Here is a 20,188-nt window from a genome sequence, read left to right on the forward strand (position 1 = left end):
CCTTTCGCTTCTCCCCCGAGATTTCCGTCGACGTACGCACGTGCCGCACCGGGAATCCGCCGCACCCGATGCGGCCGTCAGGCAAAATCGAAACGCCAAAGGCGGGGGACGCGGCAAGCGCGATCGGGCCTTTTCCTGCCGCCGCTCATGTCACGACTGGCCGCCGGCCGGCAGGTACTTGTTGGTCCAGTTCTCCGAGGAGACCTCCGCCCCCTTGGGCAGCGCCCCCAGCGAGTTGACGAAGGCGAGGGTCTTGGTCCACCCTGCGGCGTCCATCGAGCCGCTCTTCGGCCACTCGACCAGCGCGACGCTGCTCTTCAGCACCTCGTCCGGGACGCCTTGCTGCACCTTCCTCGCCACGTCCATCACCGTGGGGTCGCCCTGGTGGGTGGCCAGGTAGTTGTTCGCCTCCTGGACGGCCGCGACGAACTTCTTGGCCGCGCCGGCGTGCCCCGACAGGTAGCTCTTGGTCGCCACGACGACCTCTCCGTAGCCGGCCTGCGCGGCGGCCCACATGGGGGCCTTCTTCGGGTCGGCCACCACGATGCCGTCGCCCTCGTTCTGGACCTGGAGCGGGATCGGCTCGGAGGTGATGAACCAGTCGATCTGGCCGCTGCTGAGCGCGGCCTTGTCCGCGGACGCGCTCGGCAGCGTCACCCACTTCACCTTGCCGGGGTCGACGCCGTTCGCCTTGAGGAACAGGCCGGCCTCGGCCTTGGTGTTGGCGGAGCTGACACCGCCCTTCGAGTCGGACAGGGCCTGGGCCACCTGCGCCGCCGGGGTCTCCGCGGTCAGCTTGTGCGCGGCGGCGAACTTCTTGCTGACGACGAGGCCGAGCGGGTTCCCGAGGCCGGACACCGCGATCGCGACCTCCGGGACCTTCTTGGCGAGAGCGGAGGTGAAGCCGGTGGGGCTGTTGTTGAGGAACTGGACGGAACCCGACTGGAGCGCCGAGGTCCCGGTGGACGCGGTCGTGGTGACGAACTTGACCTTGAGGCCCTGCTTGCGGAAGTAGCCGGCGGAGTCCGCCAGCTTCAGCGGCATGTCGAAGATGTTGCCGTTGCTGCCGACCGTGACCGAGGTCAGCCCGTCCGAGTCGGAGGAGCCGCCGCACGCGCTCAGCAGCGCCGAGCCGAGGACCAGAGCGGCCGCCGGCGCGAGGACGCGCACGGGGCGGCGGGTGAGGGACGTGCCGCCGACGGAGCCGGGAAGTGTGTTGCGGTGTGCCATGAGGTCTCCTGTCACCAGGGTCGGGGGTGGGAAGCGGCGTTCTTCAGGTGGTGGGTCGCGCGGCTCGGGGGAGGCCCGGGCGGCCGCGGCCGGTCCGCCCGTGGTCGGTGCGGCGGCTCCCTCCGCGGCGGTCGTCGCACGGGTCATCGGTCAAGGAAGGTGAGGCATGCGGGCGCGGGGAAGGCGACCGGGTCGCCGACGGCGGTGAGGGCGCCCGTCCGGCGGTCCACGGCGAAGACCGTGACGGTGCCGCTCGCCTGGTTGGCGGCGATGAGCCAGCGGCCGCTGCGGTGGAGGGTGAGGCTCCACGGTTTCAGTCCACCGCTGGGAATGCGCTGGACGAGCCTCAGCAGGCCGGTCCGCTCGTCGGCGGCGAACACCACCAGGACGTTCTCGCCCCGGCTGGAGGCGTATACGAAGCGGCCGTCTCCGCTCAGGGCGAGCTCGGCGCCGCTCCTGGTTCCGGTGAAGGCGTCGGAGTCGAGCGCCAGGCGCTGCCGCGGCGTCAGGGTGCCGTTGCGCCAGTCGAGGGTCTCCAGGTCGCCCGACAGCTCGTTCAGGACGTACGCCGTCCGGCCGCGGGGGTGGAACAGGACGCGGCGCGGGCCGGAACCCGGGGCGGACGCGTACGACCCGGTGCCCGGGGTGATGGCGCCCGTGGAGCGGTCGAAGCCGTGGACGAAGACCCGGTCGGCGCCGAAGTCGGCCACCAGGGCGCGGCGTCCGCTCGGGTCGATCGTCACGTGGTGGACGTGGGGGCCGTTCTGGCGGGGGTTCGGTCCGCTGCCGGTGTCCCTGACCACCGAGACCGGCGGTCCCGGCACGCCCTTGGGCAGCGGCAGCGAGGCGGCCAGGCCGGCCTCGAAGTTGGCGACGAGCAGCGCCTGCGACGGCCGGTCCACGCCGAGGTAGGAGATGCCGCCGCCGGCCGTGCCGCCCTCGTCGGTGCGGACGGCGGTGCCGGTCCGGGTCAGGGCGCCGGTCGTCCGGTCGATCGCGTAGGTGTAGACGATGCCGCCGTCCTCGCTGCTGCCGACGTACAGCAGGGGCCTGGCCGGGTGCGGCGCGGTCCAGTTGGACGGGGCGTCGCCGACCGGGCCGAGCGAGGTCAGGGCGCCGCCGTCCGCGTCGAAGCGGGCGCCGTAGATCTGGGTGCCCTTCCATGGGCTGACGAACAGCAGGTCGCCGCGGCGGGCGGCGGCCCGGGCGGCCGGGACGCCGGCCAGCAGGGGCGCCGCGGCGGTCGCCGCCACCGCGCCCAGGACGGTCCGGCGGGTGGGGTGTGATTCGGGCATGACGAGACTCCCAGCCGCGGCCCGCGGGCCGCGCAAGGTGATGGTGGGGTGGGTGCGAGCGGGCCGGTCGGGGACAGCCCGTCCGCGGGGAGCGGGCCTCAGCCCTTGCGTCCGCGACGGCGGCCGGCGAGGCCGAGCTTCTTCAGGGCGTACGCGTCCAGCCAGCTCAGGATCCCGTTGAGGATGAGCGTCATGACCACGAGGACGATGAGGCCGGCGAACTCGTTCGGCGCGTCCAGGTTGCTGGCGGCCACGAACAGCTCGTGGCCGACCCCTTCCGCGGACGCGATGAACTCGGCGCCGATGACGCCGAGGATGGCGAGCGGCCCGCTGGTCTTCAGCGCCGCGAAGAACGGCGCCGCCAGCGTGGGGACGGTGACGTAGCTGAGCACGTGGTGCCTGCGGCCGCCCATCACCTGGACGACCTCGACGAGCTCACGCTCCCGCAGCCGCAGGCCGAGATAGATGTTGTAGAAGACGACGAACGCCACGCCGGTGACCGCGATGGCGATCTTGGACCAGATCCCGATGCCGAAGAACAGCAGGAACAGGGGGGCGAGCGCGATCTTGGGAATGCCGTTGATCGCGGCGATCAGCGGCTCCAGGACCTGCCCGGCGAGGCGGAAGGAGCCGAGCACCAGGCCCGCCACCGTTCCGAGCGCCACCCCGATGCCGAAGCCGGCGAGGATCTCGATCGACGTCGTCCTGATGTCGGTCCAGCCCTGCGCGGACTGCAGGAACGTCCACAGGGCGTCGACGACGTCCGTCGGCTTGCTGACGGCGTACTCCGGCAGGACGGGCCCGCTCAGCACCTGCCAGAGGACGCCGGCGACGGCGATCACGGCGACCCGCAGCAGCACCACGGTGGCCGTGCCCCGCCACCGTTCGCCCCGCCGCCCGGGCTCCGTCTCCGCCTCGGTCGCGCGTTCCGCACTTCTGGTCGCGGTTACCATGGTCCGCTCCTCCTCTACCGTGTCCGGCAGCGATACTGCAGGTACTGGTTGGTCCGGTCGTTCCGGTCGGTTCCGGTCGCCGCGCCGGGCCGGCGGTCTCCGGCCACCAGGCGTCTCACCAGGCGTCCCGGGTCTGGAAGAAGCGCTTCCAGAACGCGAGCCTGGACGGTTCGGCGATCGGGATCGGCCCGAACCCGCCGCCGACCTCCATCACCGCCTCCGAGTCCGGCGTGCAGGCCGGCCAGTGCGGAACCCCGGGGCCGTTCGGGTCGCCCGAGGCGACGAAGTTGGCCCAGTAGGTGGACATCGTGTCCGCGATCTCCCGGTCCTCGGCGGTCCACCCGGGGTCCTCGGGGGCGAGGTTGCCGAAGACGAAGTCGATCTCGGAGCCGTGGGAGGCGCGCCGGTAGTCGCGGCCGGGGGCGGCGGACCGGTGCGTCCAGAAGTAGGTGCGGACGGGCCGGGTCGCGTGCCGCGACCAGTCCGCCGCCCACAGCCAGGTCGATATGCGGGCGTTGTCGCGGATCGCCGCGCTGCTGGCCCGCGCGGCCTCCTGGTCGGTCGCGGCCGGGTAGAGCGCGAGGAACTCCTCCGCCAGCGGGCCGAACTTCTCGTGCGCCGCCGCGACGAAGGCGTCCAAGGTCACGTGCACCGCCGGCATCCCCGGGCGGCGGCTCCGCTTGCTCTCCGAGCGGTACGCCGCGAACATGTCGTCGGGCACGGCGCCGCTCTCGTCGAGGTTGTTGCCGGCGAGGTAGTGGACGTCGTTCTGCAGTCCCCTGCCGTAGGTCTCGTCGTAGCCGGCGGGGAGCACCCAGCCGTCCACCACCGGGCGGAACAGCGGCGGCTTGCCGGAGCTGCCGGTGTGCACGGCCGTGTCGACGGCCCCGCCGCCCATCAGCTTCTGCCACGGCAGTTCGCGCAGCTTGGCGGGCGTCCCGGTGCCGCGCTCCTTCGCGAAGGCGGCGCCCGCCTGCTCGGCGTCGTGCAGCAGCCGGTAGGACGTCGAGAGGTAGCGCAGCTCCGGGTCGCGGGAGTAGCGGGCGTGGCTCTGCGCGATCGCGCGCTGGAACAGGCCCCGGGCCGGCGGCGACATCGCCAGGAAGTTGACCGTCCCGGCGCCGGCCGACTGGCCGGCGATCGTCACCCGGTCCGGGTCGCCGCCGAACGCGGCGATGTTGCTCCGCACCCACCTGAGGACCGCGATGCAGTCGAGCAGCCCGTAGTTGCCGGACGCGCCGTGCCCGGACTCCTCGCTGAGCTCGGCGGTGGCGAGGAAGCCGAACGCGCCGAGCCGGTAGTTGAACGTGACGACGACCAGGCCCTTGCGGGCGAGGTTCACGCCGTCGTGGCGGGGGTCGGCGCCGGTGCCGAGCCGGAAGCCGCCGCCGTGCACCCACACGAGCACCGGGCGCCTCTCCTCGGGGGACTCCGCGCCGGTCCACACGTTGAGGGTGAGGCAGTCCTCGCTCATCGGCAGGTCGAGGCCGGCCAGCTCGCCGCTCGGCGGCTGCGGGCAGACCGGGCCGAAGGCGTGCGCCCTGCGGACGCCCTCCCACGGCTCGGCCGGCCGCGGCGGCCGCCAGCGCAGGTCCCCGATCGGCGGGGCGGCGTAGGGGATGCCGCGGAAGACGGTCACCGACCGGTCCCGGCTCTGGATCCCCTCCACCGGCCCCGACTCGGTCGCCACCGGATGTCGCATCACGTCGTTTCCCGATCAGTGGTGGTTTCCAAGGCCGATTCCCGGGTCTGGAGCAGCAGGGCGCGCCGGGCGGAGGCCACGTGGTGGCGCATCGCGGCGACCGCCGCGTCCGGGTTGCGCGTCACGATCGCCAGGAGGATGGCCTGGTGCTCCTCCAGCGACCCGCCCCGCGGATGCCGCGCGGACAGGTTGCGGTACTGCCGCATGACGAGCGGGTACAGCAGGGTGTCGTAGGCCCGGGCCAGCGTCTGCTGGTGGGCCGCCTCCTTCACCTGCTGGTGGAACCGGCGGTTGCACTGCGAGTAGGCGGCCTGGTCGCCGCGGGCCTTGCAGTCCGCCATCTCGTCGAGGATGCGGCGCAGCGCGTCGATCTCCTCGTCGGTGGCCCGCTCGGCGGCCTTGCCGGCGAGCGCGGACTCCAGCGTCTCGCGCGCCTCGAGGATGTCGAGGGCCTCCTCGACGGTGAAGCTGCGCGTGCGCACACCGCGGTTGACCTCGCTGGTGACGAAGCCCTCCTGCACCAGCCTGACCAGCACCGCCCGCATCGTGCTGCGCGAGACGTTGAACATCCTGGTCAGGTCGGCCTCGGTGAGCCGCGTCCCCGGCGCCATGCTGCCGGACAGCAGCAGCGAGCGCAGGCCCTCGTACGCCTGGTCCTGCCGGGTCTGCGAGGTGCGGCCCGGCTCGGCCACGTCGTCGTATTCGCTGGAGTCCATCATGATCACCCGTTCATCTCCGCCTGCCGGCCGCCGCCGGCCCGATACCGCCCCGAGTAGGGGACGCTCCCATACTCGGAGCCCGCGTCCGGATCAGTGATCGGCCTTCCCGAGCGCGGGGTACAGGCGGCGCGCCGTGCCGGCGAAGATCTCTGCCCGATCGTGCTCGGTCAGGGGCGCGAGGACGTCCTCGGCGAGCGCCAGCAGCTCCGGCAGCGGCTGCTCGGCGGCCGGGCAGTTCGACCCCCACGCGATCCGGCCCGCACCGAACGCGGCGACGACCGGTTCGAGGAACTCGACGGCCCGCTCCCCCACGTCCTGCAGCCGCTCCAGGTTGCGGTGCGTCAGCTTCAGGTGGAGGCGCTCGTGCCGCGCCAGCGCGGCCACCTCCTCCCCCGCCTTGGCCGGGGACGCGGCGATGTCGGGGTAGCCGATGTGGTCGAGCAGCACCCGGACGCCGGGGAACCGGTCGAGGACCTCCTCGGCCTGCGCAGTCGCGGGGCCGAGCCGCATCTGGAGGCAGACGGGCACGTCCAGCGCCTCGGCCCGCTTCCAGAACGCGTACGACTCGGGGGCGGCGAACCACTCGCCCTGGGTCTGCATCGTGCTGCCGGTCGTGAACAGCCGCACGCCGGACAGCCCGCCCTCGCCGACGGCCTCCGCCAGCGCCGCGGGCGCGTCGGGCCGCAGCGGGTCGAAGGTGCCGACCGCGACGAACCGCCCCGGCTCCTTGCGGGCGCTGTCCAGCACGTACGCGTTGTCGTAGCCGTAGTTCGTGGTGGCTTGCACGAGGACGGACTGGGCGATGCCGGTCTCGTCCATGCGGGCCACCATGCCCTCGGCCGTCACCGGCCGGGTCGCGGCCCAGTCGGACTGCTTCCCGCCGAGCGGCGCCCTGGGGTAGGCGGCCGGGTCGGCGGAGATGATGTGGCAGTGCGCGTCGACGACGTCCACGGTGATGTCTCCTTGGGGGTCAGGCGTCCGGGTAGTCGCCGGCGGCGAACAGCGCCTTCGGGTCGGCGGGGAAGTCGGCGTCGAGCAGGCCCTGCTCGCGGGAGTAGCGGACGAGCGCGGCGAGGGTCGGCTCGTTGCGGGCGATGCCGTAGGGAGCCGGGTCGCCGTCGATCCGGGCCGCCTGCTTGGCGAAGCGCTTCTGCGCGGTCCAGCCGGGGTCGGCGGCGACCTGGCGCCGCTTCGCGTCGGCCAGCGCCGCATAGAGCCTGGTGGGCAGCTCGGGGTCGCGCTCGACGAGTTCGGTGCGCAGCGCCACGACCGAGTGCAGGGGGTAGATCCCGGTGCGGACGTAGTGGTCCACGCCTAGGGCCTCGGCGTCGGCGAACAACGGGTAGGGACCGTCCGGTCTGCTCTCTGTTTCGGCGGCGGCGGCCCAGCCTGCGCGGGGGGCGCCCGCGCGTCCGGTGCCGGCGTTGCCGGAGAACGCGGCGTCGATCTCGCCGGCCCGCAGCAGTTCGCCGAGCGAGCGGCCGTCGGCGACCCGCTCCACGTTGGCGGGAGCGCGGCCCTCGATGTGGTCCTCGTCGTCGACCACCCAGGTGATCGCGCCGACGTTCACCCCGTACTCCTCGGCGAGGATCCCGCGCACCCACACGCCGGTGCTGACCGTGTACGCCCGGACGCCGACGCGGCGGCCCTCCAGGTCGCGCGGAACGCGGATCCCGCTGTTCGCGGCGCACTGCACGTCGCCGTGGTGGAACCGCCGGTTGAGGAACACCGGGACGGCGGTGAGCGGAACGCCGGCCTGCACCGCCATGAGGTACGACACGGGCGCCAGCTCGCACACGTCGAACTCCAGGTCCCGGATCATCCGCCGGTAGGCGCCGATGATCGGGCGGACCTCGACCGGCTCGACCTCGTAGCCCGGCACGTCGAGGCCGGTCGCGTGGGGGTAGTCGCCGAAGGCGACCGTCAGCTTGTCCATTGCAGTACTCCTAGAAAGTCAACGGGGAGGTCAGCCGCCGAGCCGGGCCGGGGGCACGCCGAGGGCGGCGCAGGACGCGTCCACCAGCTCGTCGAACTCCACCGGCCGCGGCAGCACGCCCTGCTCCAGCGCGTACGCCGCCGCCCGCGAGACCACGCCGCGCATGGCCGCGAAGCCGACGGGGTTCATGTCGACGGGCTCGGTGCCGCGCGGGAGGGACTCGACGGCCTTGCGCATCGCGTCGTACGCCGCGCACACGGAACCGGAGTGCTCCCGCGCCGCCTGCTCGGTCACGGCGAGCACGTGGTTGACCGGGGCGAAGCCGTTGGCCCGCGACCACTCGGCCGCGACCTCGTGCGCGTCGGGGATCGCGGTGCGGATCCGGTCGTCGTCGGGGAGCTCGTTGCCCATGATCCCGAAGTCGAGGCGTCCTTCCAGGAAGTCGGCCTGGAGCTTGGCGCCCTCGGGCGCCCGCGTCACGAAGCCGGGGTCCTCGGCGCCGTCGACGTGGGCGCCCTCGTAGGTCGTCCAGTCGATCTTGCGCAGGTCCATGCCGTACTGCTCGGTCAGGAAGCCGCGCATCCACACGCCGGTCGTCTGGCTCCAGGACCGGACGCCCGCGCTGCGTCCTTCGATGTCGCCGACCGTCAGCTCCCCCATCGTCACCAGCGTCTGGTGCTGGAAGCGGCCCAGCGCGGTGACCGGCAGCAGCACGACCGGCCGGCCATGCGCGACGGTCTGGAGCAGCGTCACGATCGCCAGCTCGGCCAGGTCCACCGCCTGGTCGTTCACGAAGCTCTTGGACGCCCTGTGCACCGGCTTCACGGCGAGCCGCTCGGCGCCGGTGGCCTCGACCGCGGCTCGCGCCAGGTCGTCACGTCCGATGACCAGTTTCATTCGATGCCCTTCAATGCCTGTGGAGCCGCTCAGTGCCTGTGGAAGCGCTCGTGGTGCTGCCGCAGCAGGTCCACGCCGTAGTCGTTGCCGTTCGGGGTGCGCACGATGGTGTGGATGTGGTGCCGCATCGGCTCGTCGTTGTCGAACATCACGCCCCACTGGTGCTCGAACTCGACGAGGAGCACGGGGCTGTGCAGGCGGTAGTAGAAGACGTCGCCGGGGTCGCCGGCCCACCCGAAGAAGGTCTCGTGTCCGAGGACCTCGGCCATGCGCAGCTCGGAATGGCCTTCGCCCGCGCGGCCGATGTAGAGGCCCAGAAGGTCGACGGCGGTCTCCCGCTGCTCCACCGTCAGCTCGCCGAGCGGCAAGCCCGCGTAGTCCAGCTCCCAGTTGTCGCGGAAAGCCCCGGCGTACAGGTCGGGCGGCAGCTCGTCGGCGAGGACCGCGCGGTTCTGCTGGGCGTCGGTGAGGCCGGTGAACAGCGCCCGGCCGATGGCCTCCTCGCGGCGGAACGCGGCCGTCCCGGCGTACTTCCCGGACCTGGCGATCACCGGCTCGGCGCCGAGGAAGGTCGGGGTCAGCACCATCTGGTCGCCGACGAAGACGCAGTTGACGTTCACGTGGTGCCCGTCCAGCTGCCAGCCCCACGGGCCGCCGCTCTCCGGCTCGCCGTAGACGCTGAACCAGTACATCCACTCGTTGAGCAGGTGCTCCTCACCGCGCAGCTCGCCGATCGTCAGGTTGAGGTGCATGAGGTCGACGACCTGCTGGTAGCCGTAGGGGCTGAGGCTGCGGCGCAGGATCGTCATGATCGCGCGGCGTTCGGCCTCGTCCAGGTCCTCCATGCACAGTCCGTGGCGCAGGAAGTAGCGGGCGCCGTTCGCCCAGTGCCGCCACGTCACGTCGTCCATCGAAAACCGGCCCTCGGCCAGCTCCTTGGGGGCGAGCAGGGCGAGGTAGTCCTCGGCGGCCTGGCGCTGGGGCCTCACGTCGAGGCCGGTGGCGCGCAGCGGGAACAGGCCCCGCTGGATCCCGTCCGAGGTCGCCACGCCGCGGAACGGCTCGGCGGCCGCCTCGCGGCGCCACGCCACCTTCTCCAGCAGCGCCGGCGTCCACTCGTCCGGCTCGCGCGTGTAGGCGCCGGTGCGGTGCCTCAGTCCGACCATCGGGCCGCTCCTCTCTCGATCTCGGCGACGTCGACCGGCGTGCGGACGAGTTCCTGTTCGGCGGCGTACCGGCCGCCGATCTCCAGGGCCTTCGCGAGCGGCTCGCTCCAGCCGGCCGCCACCGGCGGCTCCGCGCCGGCGGTCGCCTCCTTCAGCGCCGCGTAGAGCGCGTCGACCGCTTTGGGTTCCTCGTCGAGCACGGCGTTCCGCACGACGACGACGTGGTTGACCGGGATGGTGCCGTGGCGCTCCACCCAGGCGCGGCCGGCCGCTTCGGCGTCCTCGATCAGCGGGACGAGGCCCGCGCCCTGGCCGCCGGCGGCGCGCGGGCCGAGGACGGCCGCCGCCACGTCGCCCGCCTTCAGCAGGTCGCCGACCTTCTCCGCGGCCGACCGCTCGACGTACGGCGGTTCGGTGTACTGCGCGACGTGCGGTTCCTCGGTGGTGACCCAGGTGACGTCGGCGGCGTTCACGCCGTACTCCTCGCGCAGGAGGCCGCGCACCCACAGGCCGGTGGTCTGGCTGTAGGAGCGGACGCCGACGCGGCGGCCCGGCAGGTCGCCCGGGGCGAGCGCCGGCGCGTCCGGGAGGCGGGTCAGGGAGCGGTGGTGGGTGCCGCCGATCATCACGACCGGGAGCAGCGTGACCGGCACGCCGTAGTCCCTGGCCTGCAGGTAGGTCGCGAGCGCTATCTCGCAGACGTCGAACTCCAGGGTGCGGACCATCCTGGCGAACGCCGGGGGCAGCGGCTTGAACTCGATGAACTCATGGCCGGGGAGCTCTTTGACGGCGCGGGTGTGCGGGTAGTCGCCCAGAACGATCCTCATCAGACGTCCTCGCCGTACCAGAGGCGCCGGTAGGGGACGCTCAGCACCTCGCGCGAGATGCGGACGTCGATCACGAACGGGCGCGGGTCCGCGACGTACTCGGCGACGGCGGCCTCCAGTTCGGCCGCGCTCCGGACGGTGGCGCCGCCGCCGCCGAGTGCCTGTGCGACCCCGCCCAGCTCGGGGTTCGGGATGACCGCCAGGTCCTGCGTGAGGCCCTTGGCGCCCAGCTTGTGGTACTCGGCGCCGAGGCCCTCGTCGTTCATGACGACGACCAGCATCGGCAGGCCGTAGCGGCAGGCCGTCTCGAACTCCGGCAGGTGCATCAGGAAGCTCGCGTCGCCCTCGACCACGAAGGTGGGCCGTCCGGTCGCCACGATCTGGCCGATGGTCAGCAGCGGGGCCTGGCCGATCGCGCCGAACATGCCGTAGTTGGACGTCACCTGGCGGGACCGCTGGAACAGCATCGTGCCGAAGTCGGTCTGGTGGCCGCTGCCGAGCACCAGGTCGAACTCGCGGGGCATCGCCGCGTCGAGCACCCTGACGGCCTCGCGGGGATCGATCCGCCCGGGCTCGTCGACGTAGTCGATCGGTGCTTCGAGCCAGTCGGTGAGCCGGCTGCGGGTCTCGGCGGTGTGGAAGCCCTCCAGGCGGGTCGCGCCGAGGGCCCGGTTGAGCTCGGTGAGGGCGGTGACCGCGTCGGCCTGGACGTAGCAGTCGGCGACCCGGCCGTTGCCCATGACGATGTTCGGCGCCGAGTCGATCTGCACGTAGCGGGCCTCGGGGTAGAGGTAGCCGTGCTCGGTCGTGTAGTGGTTCAGGCTCGCGCCGACCGCGATCACGCAGTCGGCCTCCTGGAGCAGTTCCTGCGCGGGCTTGCTGCCGAACAGGCCGGACAGCCCGACGTGGAACTCGGTGCGGTCGCACAGCCAGTTCTTGGCCTGCAGCGTGGTGGCCAGCAGCGCGCCGGTCTTGGCCTGGAGCTCGAGGATCTCCTCGCCGGCTCCGGCGCGGCGGGCGCCCCGCCCGGCGATGACGACGACGCGTTTGCTGCCCTCGATCAGTTCGCGGGCGGCCTCGATGCGGGCCGGGTCGGGCAGCGTCCGGGACGGCACGAGCAGCTCGTGCGACGGGATGTAGTCGCCGGGCTCGTAGTCCTGGGTCTGCACGTCGAACGGGGCGCTCAGCATGATCGGCCGGTTCTCGGTGCGGGCCAGGTAGAAGGCGCGCTGCACGGCCTCCTCGGCCTGGTCGGCCTTCGACAGGTGGACGAACCCGCACTCGATCGCGGCGGCGAACCGGCGCTGGTCGAGGTACTGCACGGCGCCCTCGTCGCCCCACGGGGTCTCGCCGCAGAAGGCGACCAGCGGCGTGCCGGCCCTGCTCGCGCACAGCATGGACGTGGCGAGCTGGGAGACGCCGGGGCCGCTGGTGGTGGTGACGACGCCCGGCCGTCCCGCCGCCCGCGCCCAGCCGTCGGCCATGCCGAGGCCGGAGCCCTCGTGCCGCACCTCGTACAGACGCACATTCCGCTTGGCCAGCGCGTCCATCCAGTGCATGTTGGCGTCGCCCATCATGCCGAAGACGTCGGACGTCCCCTCCTTGACGAACGCCTCGGCCATCGCCTCGTAGGCCTTCACTTGCCAACCCTCCTGGACTTCAGCCGGCTGAAGACCCGCAGCGCGTTGCCGCCGTACACGGCGTCGCGGTCCTCACCGGTCATGTCGATGCCGTCGAGCAGGAACTTGACGTCGTCGAAGTTGCGGCCGGTCTCGGGGTCCACGCCGCGGACGGCGCCGATCATCTCCGAGGCGAACAGCACGTTCTTCGCCGGAATCACGTCGAGGAGCAGTTCCAGGCCGCGGCGGTGGTAGACGCAGGTGTCGAAGAAGACGTTGTCGAGCACCGCCTCCTCCAGCGGCGGCAGGCCCTTGTCCTGCATGAACCCCCGGTAGCGCCCCCAGTGGTAGGGCACCGCGCCGCCGCCGTGCGGGATCACGAGGCGCAGCTCGGGGAAGTCCTTGAACAGGTCGGACGTGCACAGCTGCATGAAGGCGGCGGTGTCGCCGGCGAGGTAGTGCGCGCAGGTGCCCTGCAGGGCGTCGTTGCGCGACATCGCCACGTGGATCATCGCGGGGACGTCGAGCTCGACCATCTTCTCGTAGAGCGGGTAGTAGACCTTGTCGGTCAGCGGCGGCGCTTGGTAGAAGCCGTCCGACGGGTCCGGATTGAGCAGGCAGCCGACGAAGCCGAGCTCCTCGACGCAGCGCTCCAGCTCCGCGGCCGAGTTGCGGATCGACGCCTCCAGCGCGTTCCCGGGCGACTGCGGGAGCTGGCAGGCGCCCACGAACCGGTCGGGGAACAGCCCGCAGACGCGGGCGATCAGGTCGTTGGCGACCCGGGACCAGTCGAGGCTGGTGCGCTCGTCACCGTAGTGGTGGGCCATCTTGCCCGCGCCCGGCGAGAAGACCGAAAGGTCGGTTCCGCGCTCGGTCTGCAGCCTGAGCTGCCCGTTCTCGATGGCCGCGCGGATCTCGCCGTCGCTGATCTCCAGCTCGTCCGGGCTCACCCGGACGCCCTCGCCGAACGCCCTGATCTGCCGTTCCCGCCACGCGCCGAGGGCCTGGGGAGCGGTGGTGAAGTGGCCGTGGCAGTCGATGATCATCAAAGTCCTCCTCAGGCGCGGCCGGTCAGCTCGCGGCCCCGGTCGAGCCCCGGGTACGAGCGCACGGGCATGGTCATCAGGAAGCGGTAGCCGTCCTTGACGACCTGCTCGACGTTCCCGGCCGTCACGTGCGGGTGGCCGACGGCGACGCCGCGCTCGCCGCAGACGTCGAGGACGCGGCGCTTGCATTCGAGGAGCTTCGGGTGCTCGTACTGGCGGGGGATGCCGAGCTCCTGGCTCATGTCGCCCTCGCCGATGATCACCAGCCCGATGCCGGGGACCTGGTCGAGGATGTCGGGCAGGTTCCGGATGCCGAGCTGGTCCTCGATCATGAGGGCGACGAGGACCTCGCCGTCCGGGTCCAGCGGCCAGACCCCGCTTTTCGCGTAGTACTCGTCGTTCGTCAGGCCCCAGTAGCGGGCGGCCGCCGCGGGGCTGTCCCCGCGCACGCCCGCGGGCTCGTAGCGGTCCGCGTCCGGCAGCCGCGGGTAGCGGCAGGCGGCGACGGCGTTGTAGGCCTCTTCCACCGTGGTGATGTGCGGCCAGACGATGCCGTAGGCGCCCAGGTCGAGGGCCTGCTTGGCGTGCCACTGGCCCTTCTCGGCGCCGTTCGTCGGGATCCGCACCAGCGGGGTCACCGCCGGGGCGACGTCGCCCGCCGTCGCGATCTGCCTGCGGTTGAGCAGGTACTGGAGGCTGTCCTTGAGGCCGACGACGTCCCAGGGCTTGTGCTCCATCTCGAAGATCAGCCCGTCGTACCTCGCGGTGCCGAACTCCAGGGCGGCCGCCGGGTCCGGCGGCGCGAAGGACGCGAACGCGTGCTCCCCCGCCTCCAGTGCCCGGATGACCCCGTTGAGCCTGGTCACGCCGTACCTCCTTGACTGGTTCGTTCCGAACGCCTGTTCCACAGCGCGGCCCACCAGGCGCGAATGCGGGCGGCGAGGGTGGTCGGCCTCTCCGGCGCCGCCTCGCCCGGGACCGCCGCTGCGGCCGGGGTCTCCGGCTCGGCGGGTCCGGCGCACAGTTCGACGAACCGCGCCGAGAAGTCCTTGGTCATGCGGGAGACCACGACTCCCGCGCCCGCCTCGATCAGCGAGGTGAGCTTCCCGGTCAGCCGGATCTCGCCGTCCATGGCGACCTTCGAGCCGGTCCCGTCCTCGACGACGCGGAAGCCCGCCTCGGCGGTGAAGCGCGTCGCCGCCTGGCCGTCCTTGCCGCGGGCGGTGAGCCGTCCCTCGTACCCGGCCTCGTCCAGCTCCAGGTGCACGCGGGCGCCGAACCGGACCCGGACCGCACCGAACTTGACGACGAGCGTCCCGTCGAAGGAGCCGTCCTCGTGCTCCTCGCCGAGCTCGGCGCCGGCGATGCAGGACACGACGTCCGCGGGGCTGGAGACGACCTCCCACACCCGTTCGCGCGGGCTCGGGACGGGGATCGTCTCGGTGATCGTTATCAACGTTGAACCTCTGGTCTCTACGCGGTGGCGTCAGACATGTGCAGCTCGGACTTGAAGAGGCTCCACAGGTCGTTGTAGAGCTCCGCGAACTCGGGCGACTCCACGAGGGAGCCGATGCTGCGGGGCCGCTCGAACGGCACCTCCAGGACCCGCCGGACCGTGCCGGGGCCGCTGGACATGACGACGACCTCGTCGGCGAGGTAGAGCGCCTCGTTGAGGTCGTGGGTGACGAAGACGAGCGTCCCGTTCTGCTCCTCCCAGAGGTTGAGCAGGTCCTGCTGGAGCTTCAGCCGGGTGATGGCGTCCAGCGGGCCGAACGGTTCGTCCATCAGCACGATGGACGGGTCGTAGATGAGCGCCCGGGCGATGGAGACGCGCTTCTGCATGCCGCCGGACAGCTCGCGGGGGTAGTGGTCCTCGAAGCCGGTGAGCCCGACGAGCCTCACCCAGTGGTCGATGCGCTCGTCGCGCTCCGCCTTCGGCACCTTGCGGAACTTCAGGGCGAGCCCGATGTTGGCCCGCACGCTCAGCCATGGGAGCAGGTTGGCCTGCTGGGTGACGTACGCGGCCGCGGAGTTCACGGCGGTGACGCGCTCGCCGGCGAAGTGGACCTCGCCCTTGGTCGGGGCGAGCAGCCCCGCGGCCAGGTTGAGGATCGTGCTCTTGCCGCAGCCGGACGGCCCGATCACCGCGACGAACCTGCCGCGGCCGACCTGGAGCGAGACGTCCTCGATCGCCGCCCTGCGCGCCCCGGGGAACCGCAGCGTGACGTTGTCGAAGCGGAGGGCCTCCGCATGTGGGTTGGTCGACATCGTTCCCCTCCCTGACCCCAGCCGGATTGTCCGACAAGCGATGCGAGGAAAGTAACATGCCGGACACCTCCCGGCAAGAATTCGGCAGGAAGAGGGACGGTTGTCCGACAAACGGGCCGAGCGCCGGCCAGAGATTGTTAGACAATGAGGCCGGGCCCGCCGACCGGCCTGCAGCGCACGGACCCGCCTGCCCGCAGGGGCTGCGGGCACTACGCCAGGCGGCTTCGCGCTCTGAACGTGAGGTACACCGCGAGCGACGTGGCCGTCAGGGCGGCGGCGACCAGGAAGACCCGACCGGTCCCGATCACCCCCGCGACGGCGCCCAGTCCCACGGCGCCGACCGCCTGGGACAGGTCCATCGCCATGAAGAACGTCGAGTTGGCCCGCCCGCGCCGCTCCCTGCCGGCCACCAGCACGGCCAGGGCGTTCAACGTGGGCTGGGCGGCCCCCATCCCCAGCCCGTACAACGCACCCGCGAGCATCAGCACCCACAGGTTCGGGCACCACCAGACGCCGACCTGGCCGAGGACGAGCAGCGCGATACCGGGAGCGAGGACCCACACCGTCCCCCACCGCCGCTCGATGCGCCCGGCCGTCAGCCTGGAGACCGCGAGCGTCAGGCCGCTGGCCACGAAGAACAGGCCGGAGTTGCCGATGCCGCGCCCGAGGGCGTAGGCGGCCATGAAGGTGTTGATGCCGGCGGTGCCGAACATCAGCAGGAACATCACCGACGCGGGCCGCCAGGCGTCCCGGTCGACGATGCGGGTCCACAGCGGCGGTGCGCCTCGCTTCGCCGGGTCGACGTCCTGGACATCACGCCGTGGGGCTGCCGCCACCCGCCGCGCGTCCACCCGGACGGCGGCGGAGCGGAGCGGGATGCGGAGCAGCACGTTGACGAGGCCGCAGCCGAACGCCACGGCGAACGCCCACCGGTATCCGCAGGCGCTGCGCAACTCCAGGGCCAGCCACGGCCCGAGGAGCTGGGCCACCGTCTGCTCCACGCCGAGATAGCCGATGCCCTCCGACATCCGTCGTTCCGGAATGAGGTCGGTGGCCAGGGTCATCACGGCGGTGCCGTTGAGCGAGAACCCGACGCCCTGCAACGCCCGCGCGGCCAGCAGCGCCCAGACCGGCAAGGCCAGGACGTACAGACCGGACGCGGCGCAGTAGAGCACGGAGCCCACCACCATGACCGCGTACCGCCCGCGGTTGTCGACCAGGCTCCCCGACAGCGGCCGCAACATCACCGCGGCCATCATGTAGAAGGTGGTGGTCAGCCCTGCGACCGCGGGCGACGCCCCCTGGTCGAGCGTGTACAGCGGCACCAGCGCGATGAGCATCTGGGTGCCCGTCCGCAGGAGTCCGTTGGCCGCCATGAGGAGGACGAACGGGAACGTGAAGATGCGTTCCCGTCCCACGTCGGCCATCGCCTTCCGCGTGTCCGCCACCGCGTCCCCTTCGCGCACCGGGCCCGGCAGCCCGGCGGCCCGCCGGCAGGCATGCCGGCGAGGATAACTCATTAGTTTCGTTAACAAAATTCCTCGAGCGCACCGGCGGGGCGGCGGCCGCTGGGCGGGCGGCGCGACGCCCGAGTGCCCGAAATAGGTGGGAGTGGGCGTTCGCATGACAGCCCCGGGATGCCGTGATTTGCTTTGAACGGCGCCACTTCGGGCGCGCGGATCGGCACGCAGAAGCACGAGAGATCGCCTAAGCGAAAGGACGCCCTGCCGTGGAGTTCAAGCTCGAGCTGGTACCGATCCCCGTGTCCGACACGGACCGTTCGATCGCCTTCTACACCGAGACACTGGGCTTCGAGCTGGACCACGACATCAGCCCCACCGACGGCCTCCGCATCGTGCAGGTGACGCCGCCCGGTTCCGCATGCTCGATCGGCTTCGGCGAGGGGTGGGTCGGCACCGCGCCCGGCTCGATCCAGAACCTGCACCTGGTGGTCTCCGACATCCACTCCGTCCGGGAGGAGCTCGCCAAGCGCGGACTGGAGATCAGCGAAGTCGACGACATGTCCGCACCCGGGAAGCCCACCGTCTCCTACGCGTATTTCCAGGACCCCGACGGCAACAGCTGGGCGCTGCAGGAGATCGGCGACTGACCGTCCGGGAATGTCGGTGCCGGCGGGCACACTGTCCGGATGGCGACTTGGCAGCAATTCGAACAGGAGGCGGCCGATCTGGCCGCGACGGTGCGGGCGCGGTTCGAAGCGCAGAAGACCCACGTCCTCGCGACGCTGCGCAGGGACGGCTCGCCGCGGGTGAGCGGCTCGGAGGTCGACTTCCAGGGCGCGGACCTGTCGTTCGGCTCGATGCTGCACGCGGTGAAGGCCCACGACCTGCGGCGGGACGGCCGCTGCGCGATCCACGCGCATCCGGCCGACCCCGAGCACGGCGGCGACGCCAAGGTCGCCGGCGTGGCGGTCGAGATCACCGATCCTGAGGAGAAGAGGGCTCACACCACCGGCGACGAGCCGCCCGGCGACTTCCACGCGTTCCGGCTCGACCTGCGGGAGGCCGTGCTGACCTCGGTCGAGGGCGACGAGCTCGTCATCCGCACCTGGCATCCGGGCGAAGCCGTCCGCACCGTCCACCGCAAGTGACCTCGGCGGCGGGCGATCCCCAGGCCCAGGCCGGTGCCGCCCGGGTCGGCGCGGCGGGCGTCGGCGCGGCGGTAGAAGCGGCGGAAGACCGCTTCGCGTTCGTCGGCGGGGATGCCGGGGCCGTCGTCGACGACCCGCGTGATCGCGTGGCCGTGCTCGGTGGTGACCGAGACCTCGATCCGGGTGCGGGCGTGCCGTTCGGCGTTGGCCAGCAGGTTGCTCAGCAGCCGGGTCAGGCGGGACCGGGCGCCGTCCACCACGGCGGGCTGGTCCAGGTGGGCGTCCAGCGTGTGCTTGCAGGGAATTCGGCCCAGCAGGTCGCGGACCAGCCGGCACAGGTCGAGCGCTTCTCGGTGGGTGCGCCGGCGTCGAGCCGGGCCAGCTCCAGCAGGTCCGAGACGATGTCGCCGAGTTGCTCGGCGTCCTGCAGAGCGGCGTGCAGCACCCTGCGTGAGTCGGCGTCGGGATCGGCCAGCGCCTCCTGCAGGCGGGTCTGCAGCCCGGTGAGGGGGCTGCGCAGGTCGTGGGAGGCACCGCACACGAGGCCGACAACGCCTCGAACACTCCCGGAAAGTCGACCTCGGCCACCACGGAAGTCTTGCAACGCCTCGGCAAAAACGGCCACCCCGCACCCTTCCCCACCTCACAGAATCCACGCCCGGCCGGACTGGCGCCGATCACCTCGGCCGGGATGGCCAGGGGTGTGGGGAGCGGCGGGGCCGGCGGAACGGGTCAGGGCGCCGGCGATCTGCGGGGAGGGACCTGGGATTCCGTACGGTCCGGTGGAGCGGCCGCCGAGGCTGCGCACGCCCACCTGCTCCACCTCGCGCCGGCGGAACCACAGGACGAGGTGCGGGGCGGACAGCTCGATCGGTTCGGAGTCGATGCGCAGTGCGACGGGTTCGCCGCGGACGCTCCGTCGGAGGCGCCGCCCTCGTCACAGGTGCTGCCTTGGGCAACCCCGGATCCAACCTGATGCCGGTTCTGCTGCCCGGCATGGCCGACCGGTTCCACCCGTCCGACTCCACCTCCGGGATGGTCGCGACGGTGCAGATGGTCGCCACGGCACTGGCGGCACTGGCGCTGGCGGCGAGAGCCGAGCGGCCCGGTAGGGCACGCATCGCCCGTTTCGGGCCGGTGGCCGCCACGGCCGGCTTCAGCCCGGCGTTCGCCGCGCCGAGTCTCCTCTTGCTGACCTTGGGGAACGTCATCGCCGGAGTCGGGCTCGGCGTCGTGTACGCCGCGGCCACGGCGGCGATCGCCGCGACCGACGACACTGGGGGCGACGATCGTCCTGGCGGCGCTCATCATCCTGGCGCCTCTGGCCGACGACGCCTCGGACGGCGCGGCGCGGCTTCGCCATCCTGGCCGCCCGCTGCGTCCCGGCGTTCTGGCTCGTCCGCGCCCTGCCGGACGCCGCGGAACAGGACCGTCTCCCAGCTTCCAGCGCGCCCGTCCCGAAGCCGTTCCTGCTGGCACTGGTGGTTCTGGGTGCGATGGAACAGGGCGCCTGGTCCCACAGCGAGATCCTCGGCGAGGACCATGCGGGCATGTCCATCAACTCCGTCTCCGCGGGGCCGTCGACTCACATACCGGGGCAGCGTCAGCGCACACGGCAGCGCCACACCAGTCCGTCGGCAACCAGAACGCCGGTGGCCGCCTGCAGTCCCTGCCTGGACGTGGCGGAGCCCGCTCTCGTCCGGGACGGAAGCGGGCTCCGTTGGTGGGGGGTCAGGGGTGGCTACGTGGGGGGATCACCTGGCGGGACCGGTCAGCCGAGGGGCTTGGGGGTGCCCTTCTTGCCGGCGCCGTGGCCCCAGGACAGGACCTGGTACTTGACGTCCTTGAGGTGGCCGACCGAGGTGCCGGTGTCGTAGTTGCTGTCCGGCTTCTTGCCGTCGACCAGGTGGCGGAAGGTG

Annotated in this window: 19 protein-coding genes and 1 pseudogene; 2 read left to right on the plus strand and 18 right to left on the minus strand. The window is 72.0% G+C overall.

Features of this window, described 5'->3' with window-relative positions:
- Positions 1–150: 150 nt before the first annotated feature.
- The 16 genes from ABD296_RS29375 to ABD296_RS29450 form a co-directional block, all read right to left on the minus strand.
- The gene (locus tag ABD296_RS29375) at positions 151–1,230 is read right to left on the minus strand and encodes an ABC transporter substrate-binding protein (protein WP_344274168.1); all 1,080 of its coding nucleotides are present in this window, start codon (positions 1,228–1,230) and stop codon (positions 151–153) included.
- 143 nt (positions 1,231–1,373) lie between these two features.
- Positions 1,374–2,525 carry a lactonase family protein gene (locus ABD296_RS29380; protein WP_344274171.1) on the minus strand — a complete coding sequence of 384 codons (1,152 nt, stop codon included), beginning with the start codon at positions 2,523–2,525 and terminating at the stop codon, positions 1,374–1,376.
- Positions 2,526–2,623: 98 nt separating this feature from the next.
- On the minus strand, positions 2,624–3,478 hold the full coding sequence (locus ABD296_RS29385) for an ABC transporter permease (protein ID WP_344274174.1): 855 nt from the start codon (positions 3,476–3,478) through the stop codon (positions 2,624–2,626).
- Positions 3,479–3,593: 115 nt separating this feature from the next.
- Positions 3,594–5,180, minus strand: coding sequence for a carboxylesterase/lipase family protein (locus ABD296_RS29390; protein ID WP_344274228.1), 1,587 nt, complete (start codon positions 5,178–5,180; stop codon positions 3,594–3,596).
- A complete protein-coding gene (locus ABD296_RS29395) occupies positions 5,180–5,899 on the minus strand; it encodes a GntR family transcriptional regulator (protein ID WP_344274231.1) in 720 nt (239 codons plus the stop codon). Before ABD296_RS29395 ends, ABD296_RS29390 begins: the two co-directional genes overlap by 1 nt.
- Positions 5,900–5,989: 90 nt before the next feature.
- On the minus strand, positions 5,990–6,850 hold the full coding sequence (locus ABD296_RS29400) for an amidohydrolase family protein (RefSeq protein ID WP_344274176.1): 861 nt from the start codon (positions 6,848–6,850) through the stop codon (positions 5,990–5,992).
- A gap of 19 nt (positions 6,851–6,869) precedes the next feature.
- Positions 6,870–7,835: a substrate-binding domain-containing protein gene (locus ABD296_RS29405; protein ID WP_344274178.1), complete on the minus strand. Its 966-nt coding sequence runs from the start codon at positions 7,833–7,835 to the stop codon at positions 6,870–6,872.
- 30 nt (positions 7,836–7,865) lie between these two features.
- Complete coding sequence (locus tag ABD296_RS29410; protein ID WP_344274181.1) at positions 7,866–8,732, minus strand: hypothetical protein; 867 nt, start codon at positions 8,730–8,732, stop codon at positions 7,866–7,868.
- Between the two features lie 29 nt (positions 8,733–8,761).
- Positions 8,762–9,898 carry a DUF3500 domain-containing protein gene (locus tag ABD296_RS29415; protein ID WP_344274184.1) on the minus strand — a complete coding sequence of 379 codons (1,137 nt, stop codon included), beginning with the start codon at positions 9,896–9,898 and terminating at the stop codon, positions 8,762–8,764.
- The gene (locus tag ABD296_RS29420) at positions 9,886–10,725 is read right to left on the minus strand and encodes a substrate-binding domain-containing protein (protein WP_344274187.1); all 840 of its coding nucleotides are present in this window, start codon (positions 10,723–10,725) and stop codon (positions 9,886–9,888) included. The genes ABD296_RS29415 and ABD296_RS29420 overlap by 13 nt, the downstream gene beginning before the upstream one ends.
- Positions 10,725–12,365, minus strand: coding sequence for a thiamine pyrophosphate-binding protein (locus ABD296_RS29425; RefSeq protein ID WP_344274190.1), 1,641 nt, complete (start codon positions 12,363–12,365; stop codon positions 10,725–10,727). The genes ABD296_RS29420 and ABD296_RS29425 overlap by 1 nt, the downstream gene beginning before the upstream one ends.
- Entirely contained in the window at positions 12,362–13,390 is a 1,029-nt protein-coding gene (locus ABD296_RS29430) for an amidohydrolase family protein (RefSeq protein ID WP_344274192.1), read from the minus strand. Before ABD296_RS29430 ends, ABD296_RS29425 begins: the two co-directional genes overlap by 4 nt.
- Positions 13,391–13,401: 11 nt before the next feature.
- Entirely contained in the window at positions 13,402–14,256 is an 855-nt protein-coding gene (locus ABD296_RS29435) for an HpcH/HpaI aldolase family protein (protein ID WP_344274195.1), read from the minus strand.
- Positions 14,253–14,846 carry an SRPBCC domain-containing protein gene (locus ABD296_RS29440; protein WP_344274198.1) on the minus strand — a complete coding sequence of 198 codons (594 nt, stop codon included), beginning with the start codon at positions 14,844–14,846 and terminating at the stop codon, positions 14,253–14,255. The genes ABD296_RS29435 and ABD296_RS29440 overlap by 4 nt, the downstream gene beginning before the upstream one ends.
- A gap of 17 nt (positions 14,847–14,863) precedes the next feature.
- Positions 14,864–15,658, minus strand: a complete 795-nt coding sequence (locus ABD296_RS29445) for an ABC transporter ATP-binding protein (RefSeq protein WP_344274201.1) — start codon at positions 15,656–15,658, stop codon at positions 14,864–14,866.
- A gap of 209 nt (positions 15,659–15,867) precedes the next feature.
- Positions 15,868–17,106 carry an MFS transporter gene (locus ABD296_RS29450; protein ID WP_344274204.1) on the minus strand — a complete coding sequence of 413 codons (1,239 nt, stop codon included), beginning with the start codon at positions 17,104–17,106 and terminating at the stop codon, positions 15,868–15,870.
- Positions 17,107–17,387: 281 nt separating this feature from the next.
- On the opposite strand from ABD296_RS29450, the gene ABD296_RS29455 reads away from it, so the two are divergent.
- Together ABD296_RS29455 and ABD296_RS29460 are read left to right on the plus strand one after the other, a co-directional pair.
- Positions 17,388–17,768 (plus strand): VOC family protein, encoded by a 381-nt coding sequence (locus tag ABD296_RS29455; RefSeq protein WP_344274207.1) that lies wholly within the window; start codon positions 17,388–17,390, stop codon positions 17,766–17,768.
- Between the two features lie 39 nt (positions 17,769–17,807).
- Positions 17,808–18,269 carry a pyridoxamine 5'-phosphate oxidase family protein gene (locus ABD296_RS29460; RefSeq protein WP_344274210.1) on the plus strand — a complete coding sequence of 154 codons (462 nt, stop codon included), beginning with the start codon at positions 17,808–17,810 and terminating at the stop codon, positions 18,267–18,269.
- Positions 18,270–18,280: 11 nt separating this feature from the next.
- Here ABD296_RS29460 and ABD296_RS50685 read toward each other — a convergent pair.
- Positions 18,281–18,529: pseudogene (locus tag ABD296_RS50685) on the minus strand (ATP-binding protein); the annotation flags it as partial.
- Positions 18,502–18,810: a sensor histidine kinase gene (locus ABD296_RS29465; protein WP_344274213.1), complete on the minus strand. Its 309-nt coding sequence runs from the start codon at positions 18,808–18,810 to the stop codon at positions 18,502–18,504. The gene ABD296_RS29465 and the pseudogene ABD296_RS50685, both read right to left, overlap by 28 nt.
- Positions 18,811–20,188 lie beyond the last annotated feature (1,378 nt).

This window comes from Actinomadura napierensis, assembly GCF_039529375.1.
In the GTDB taxonomy this organism is placed as follows: domain Bacteria; phylum Actinomycetota; class Actinomycetes; order Streptosporangiales; family Streptosporangiaceae; genus Spirillospora; species Spirillospora napierensis.

Bases quoted from the DNA above. Each gene is read 5' to 3' on its own strand.
- ABD296_RS29460 (WP_344274210.1), top strand. From the start codon at position 17,808: ATGGCGACTTGGCAGCAATTCGAACAGGAGGCGGCCGATCTGGCCGCG.
- ABD296_RS29405 (WP_344274178.1), bottom strand. From the start codon at position 7,835: ATGGACAAGCTGACGGTCGCCTTCGGCGACTACCCCCACGCGACCGGC.
- ABD296_RS29390 (WP_344274228.1), bottom strand. From the start codon at position 5,180: ATGCGACATCCGGTGGCGACCGAGTCGGGGCCGGTGGAGGGGATCCAG.
- ABD296_RS29385 (WP_344274174.1), bottom strand. From the start codon at position 3,478: ATGGTAACCGCGACCAGAAGTGCGGAACGCGCGACCGAGGCGGAGACG.
- ABD296_RS29410 (WP_344274181.1), bottom strand. From the start codon at position 8,732: ATGAAACTGGTCATCGGACGTGACGACCTGGCGCGAGCCGCGGTCGAG.
- ABD296_RS29375 (WP_344274168.1), bottom strand. From the start codon at position 1,230: ATGGCACACCGCAACACACTTCCCGGCTCCGTCGGCGGCACGTCCCTC.
- ABD296_RS29415 (WP_344274184.1), bottom strand. From the start codon at position 9,898: ATGGTCGGACTGAGGCACCGCACCGGCGCCTACACGCGCGAGCCGGAC.
- ABD296_RS29395 (WP_344274231.1), bottom strand. From the start codon at position 5,899: ATGATGGACTCCAGCGAATACGACGACGTGGCCGAGCCGGGCCGCACC.
- ABD296_RS29420 (WP_344274187.1), bottom strand. From the start codon at position 10,725: ATGAGGATCGTTCTGGGCGACTACCCGCACACCCGCGCCGTCAAAGAG.
- ABD296_RS29445 (WP_344274201.1), bottom strand. From the start codon at position 15,658: ATGTCGACCAACCCACATGCGGAGGCCCTCCGCTTCGACAACGTCACG.
- ABD296_RS29430 (WP_344274192.1), bottom strand. From the start codon at position 13,390: ATGATCATCGACTGCCACGGCCACTTCACCACCGCTCCCCAGGCCCTC.
- ABD296_RS29380 (WP_344274171.1), bottom strand. From the start codon at position 2,525: ATGCCCGAATCACACCCCACCCGCCGGACCGTCCTGGGCGCGGTGGCG.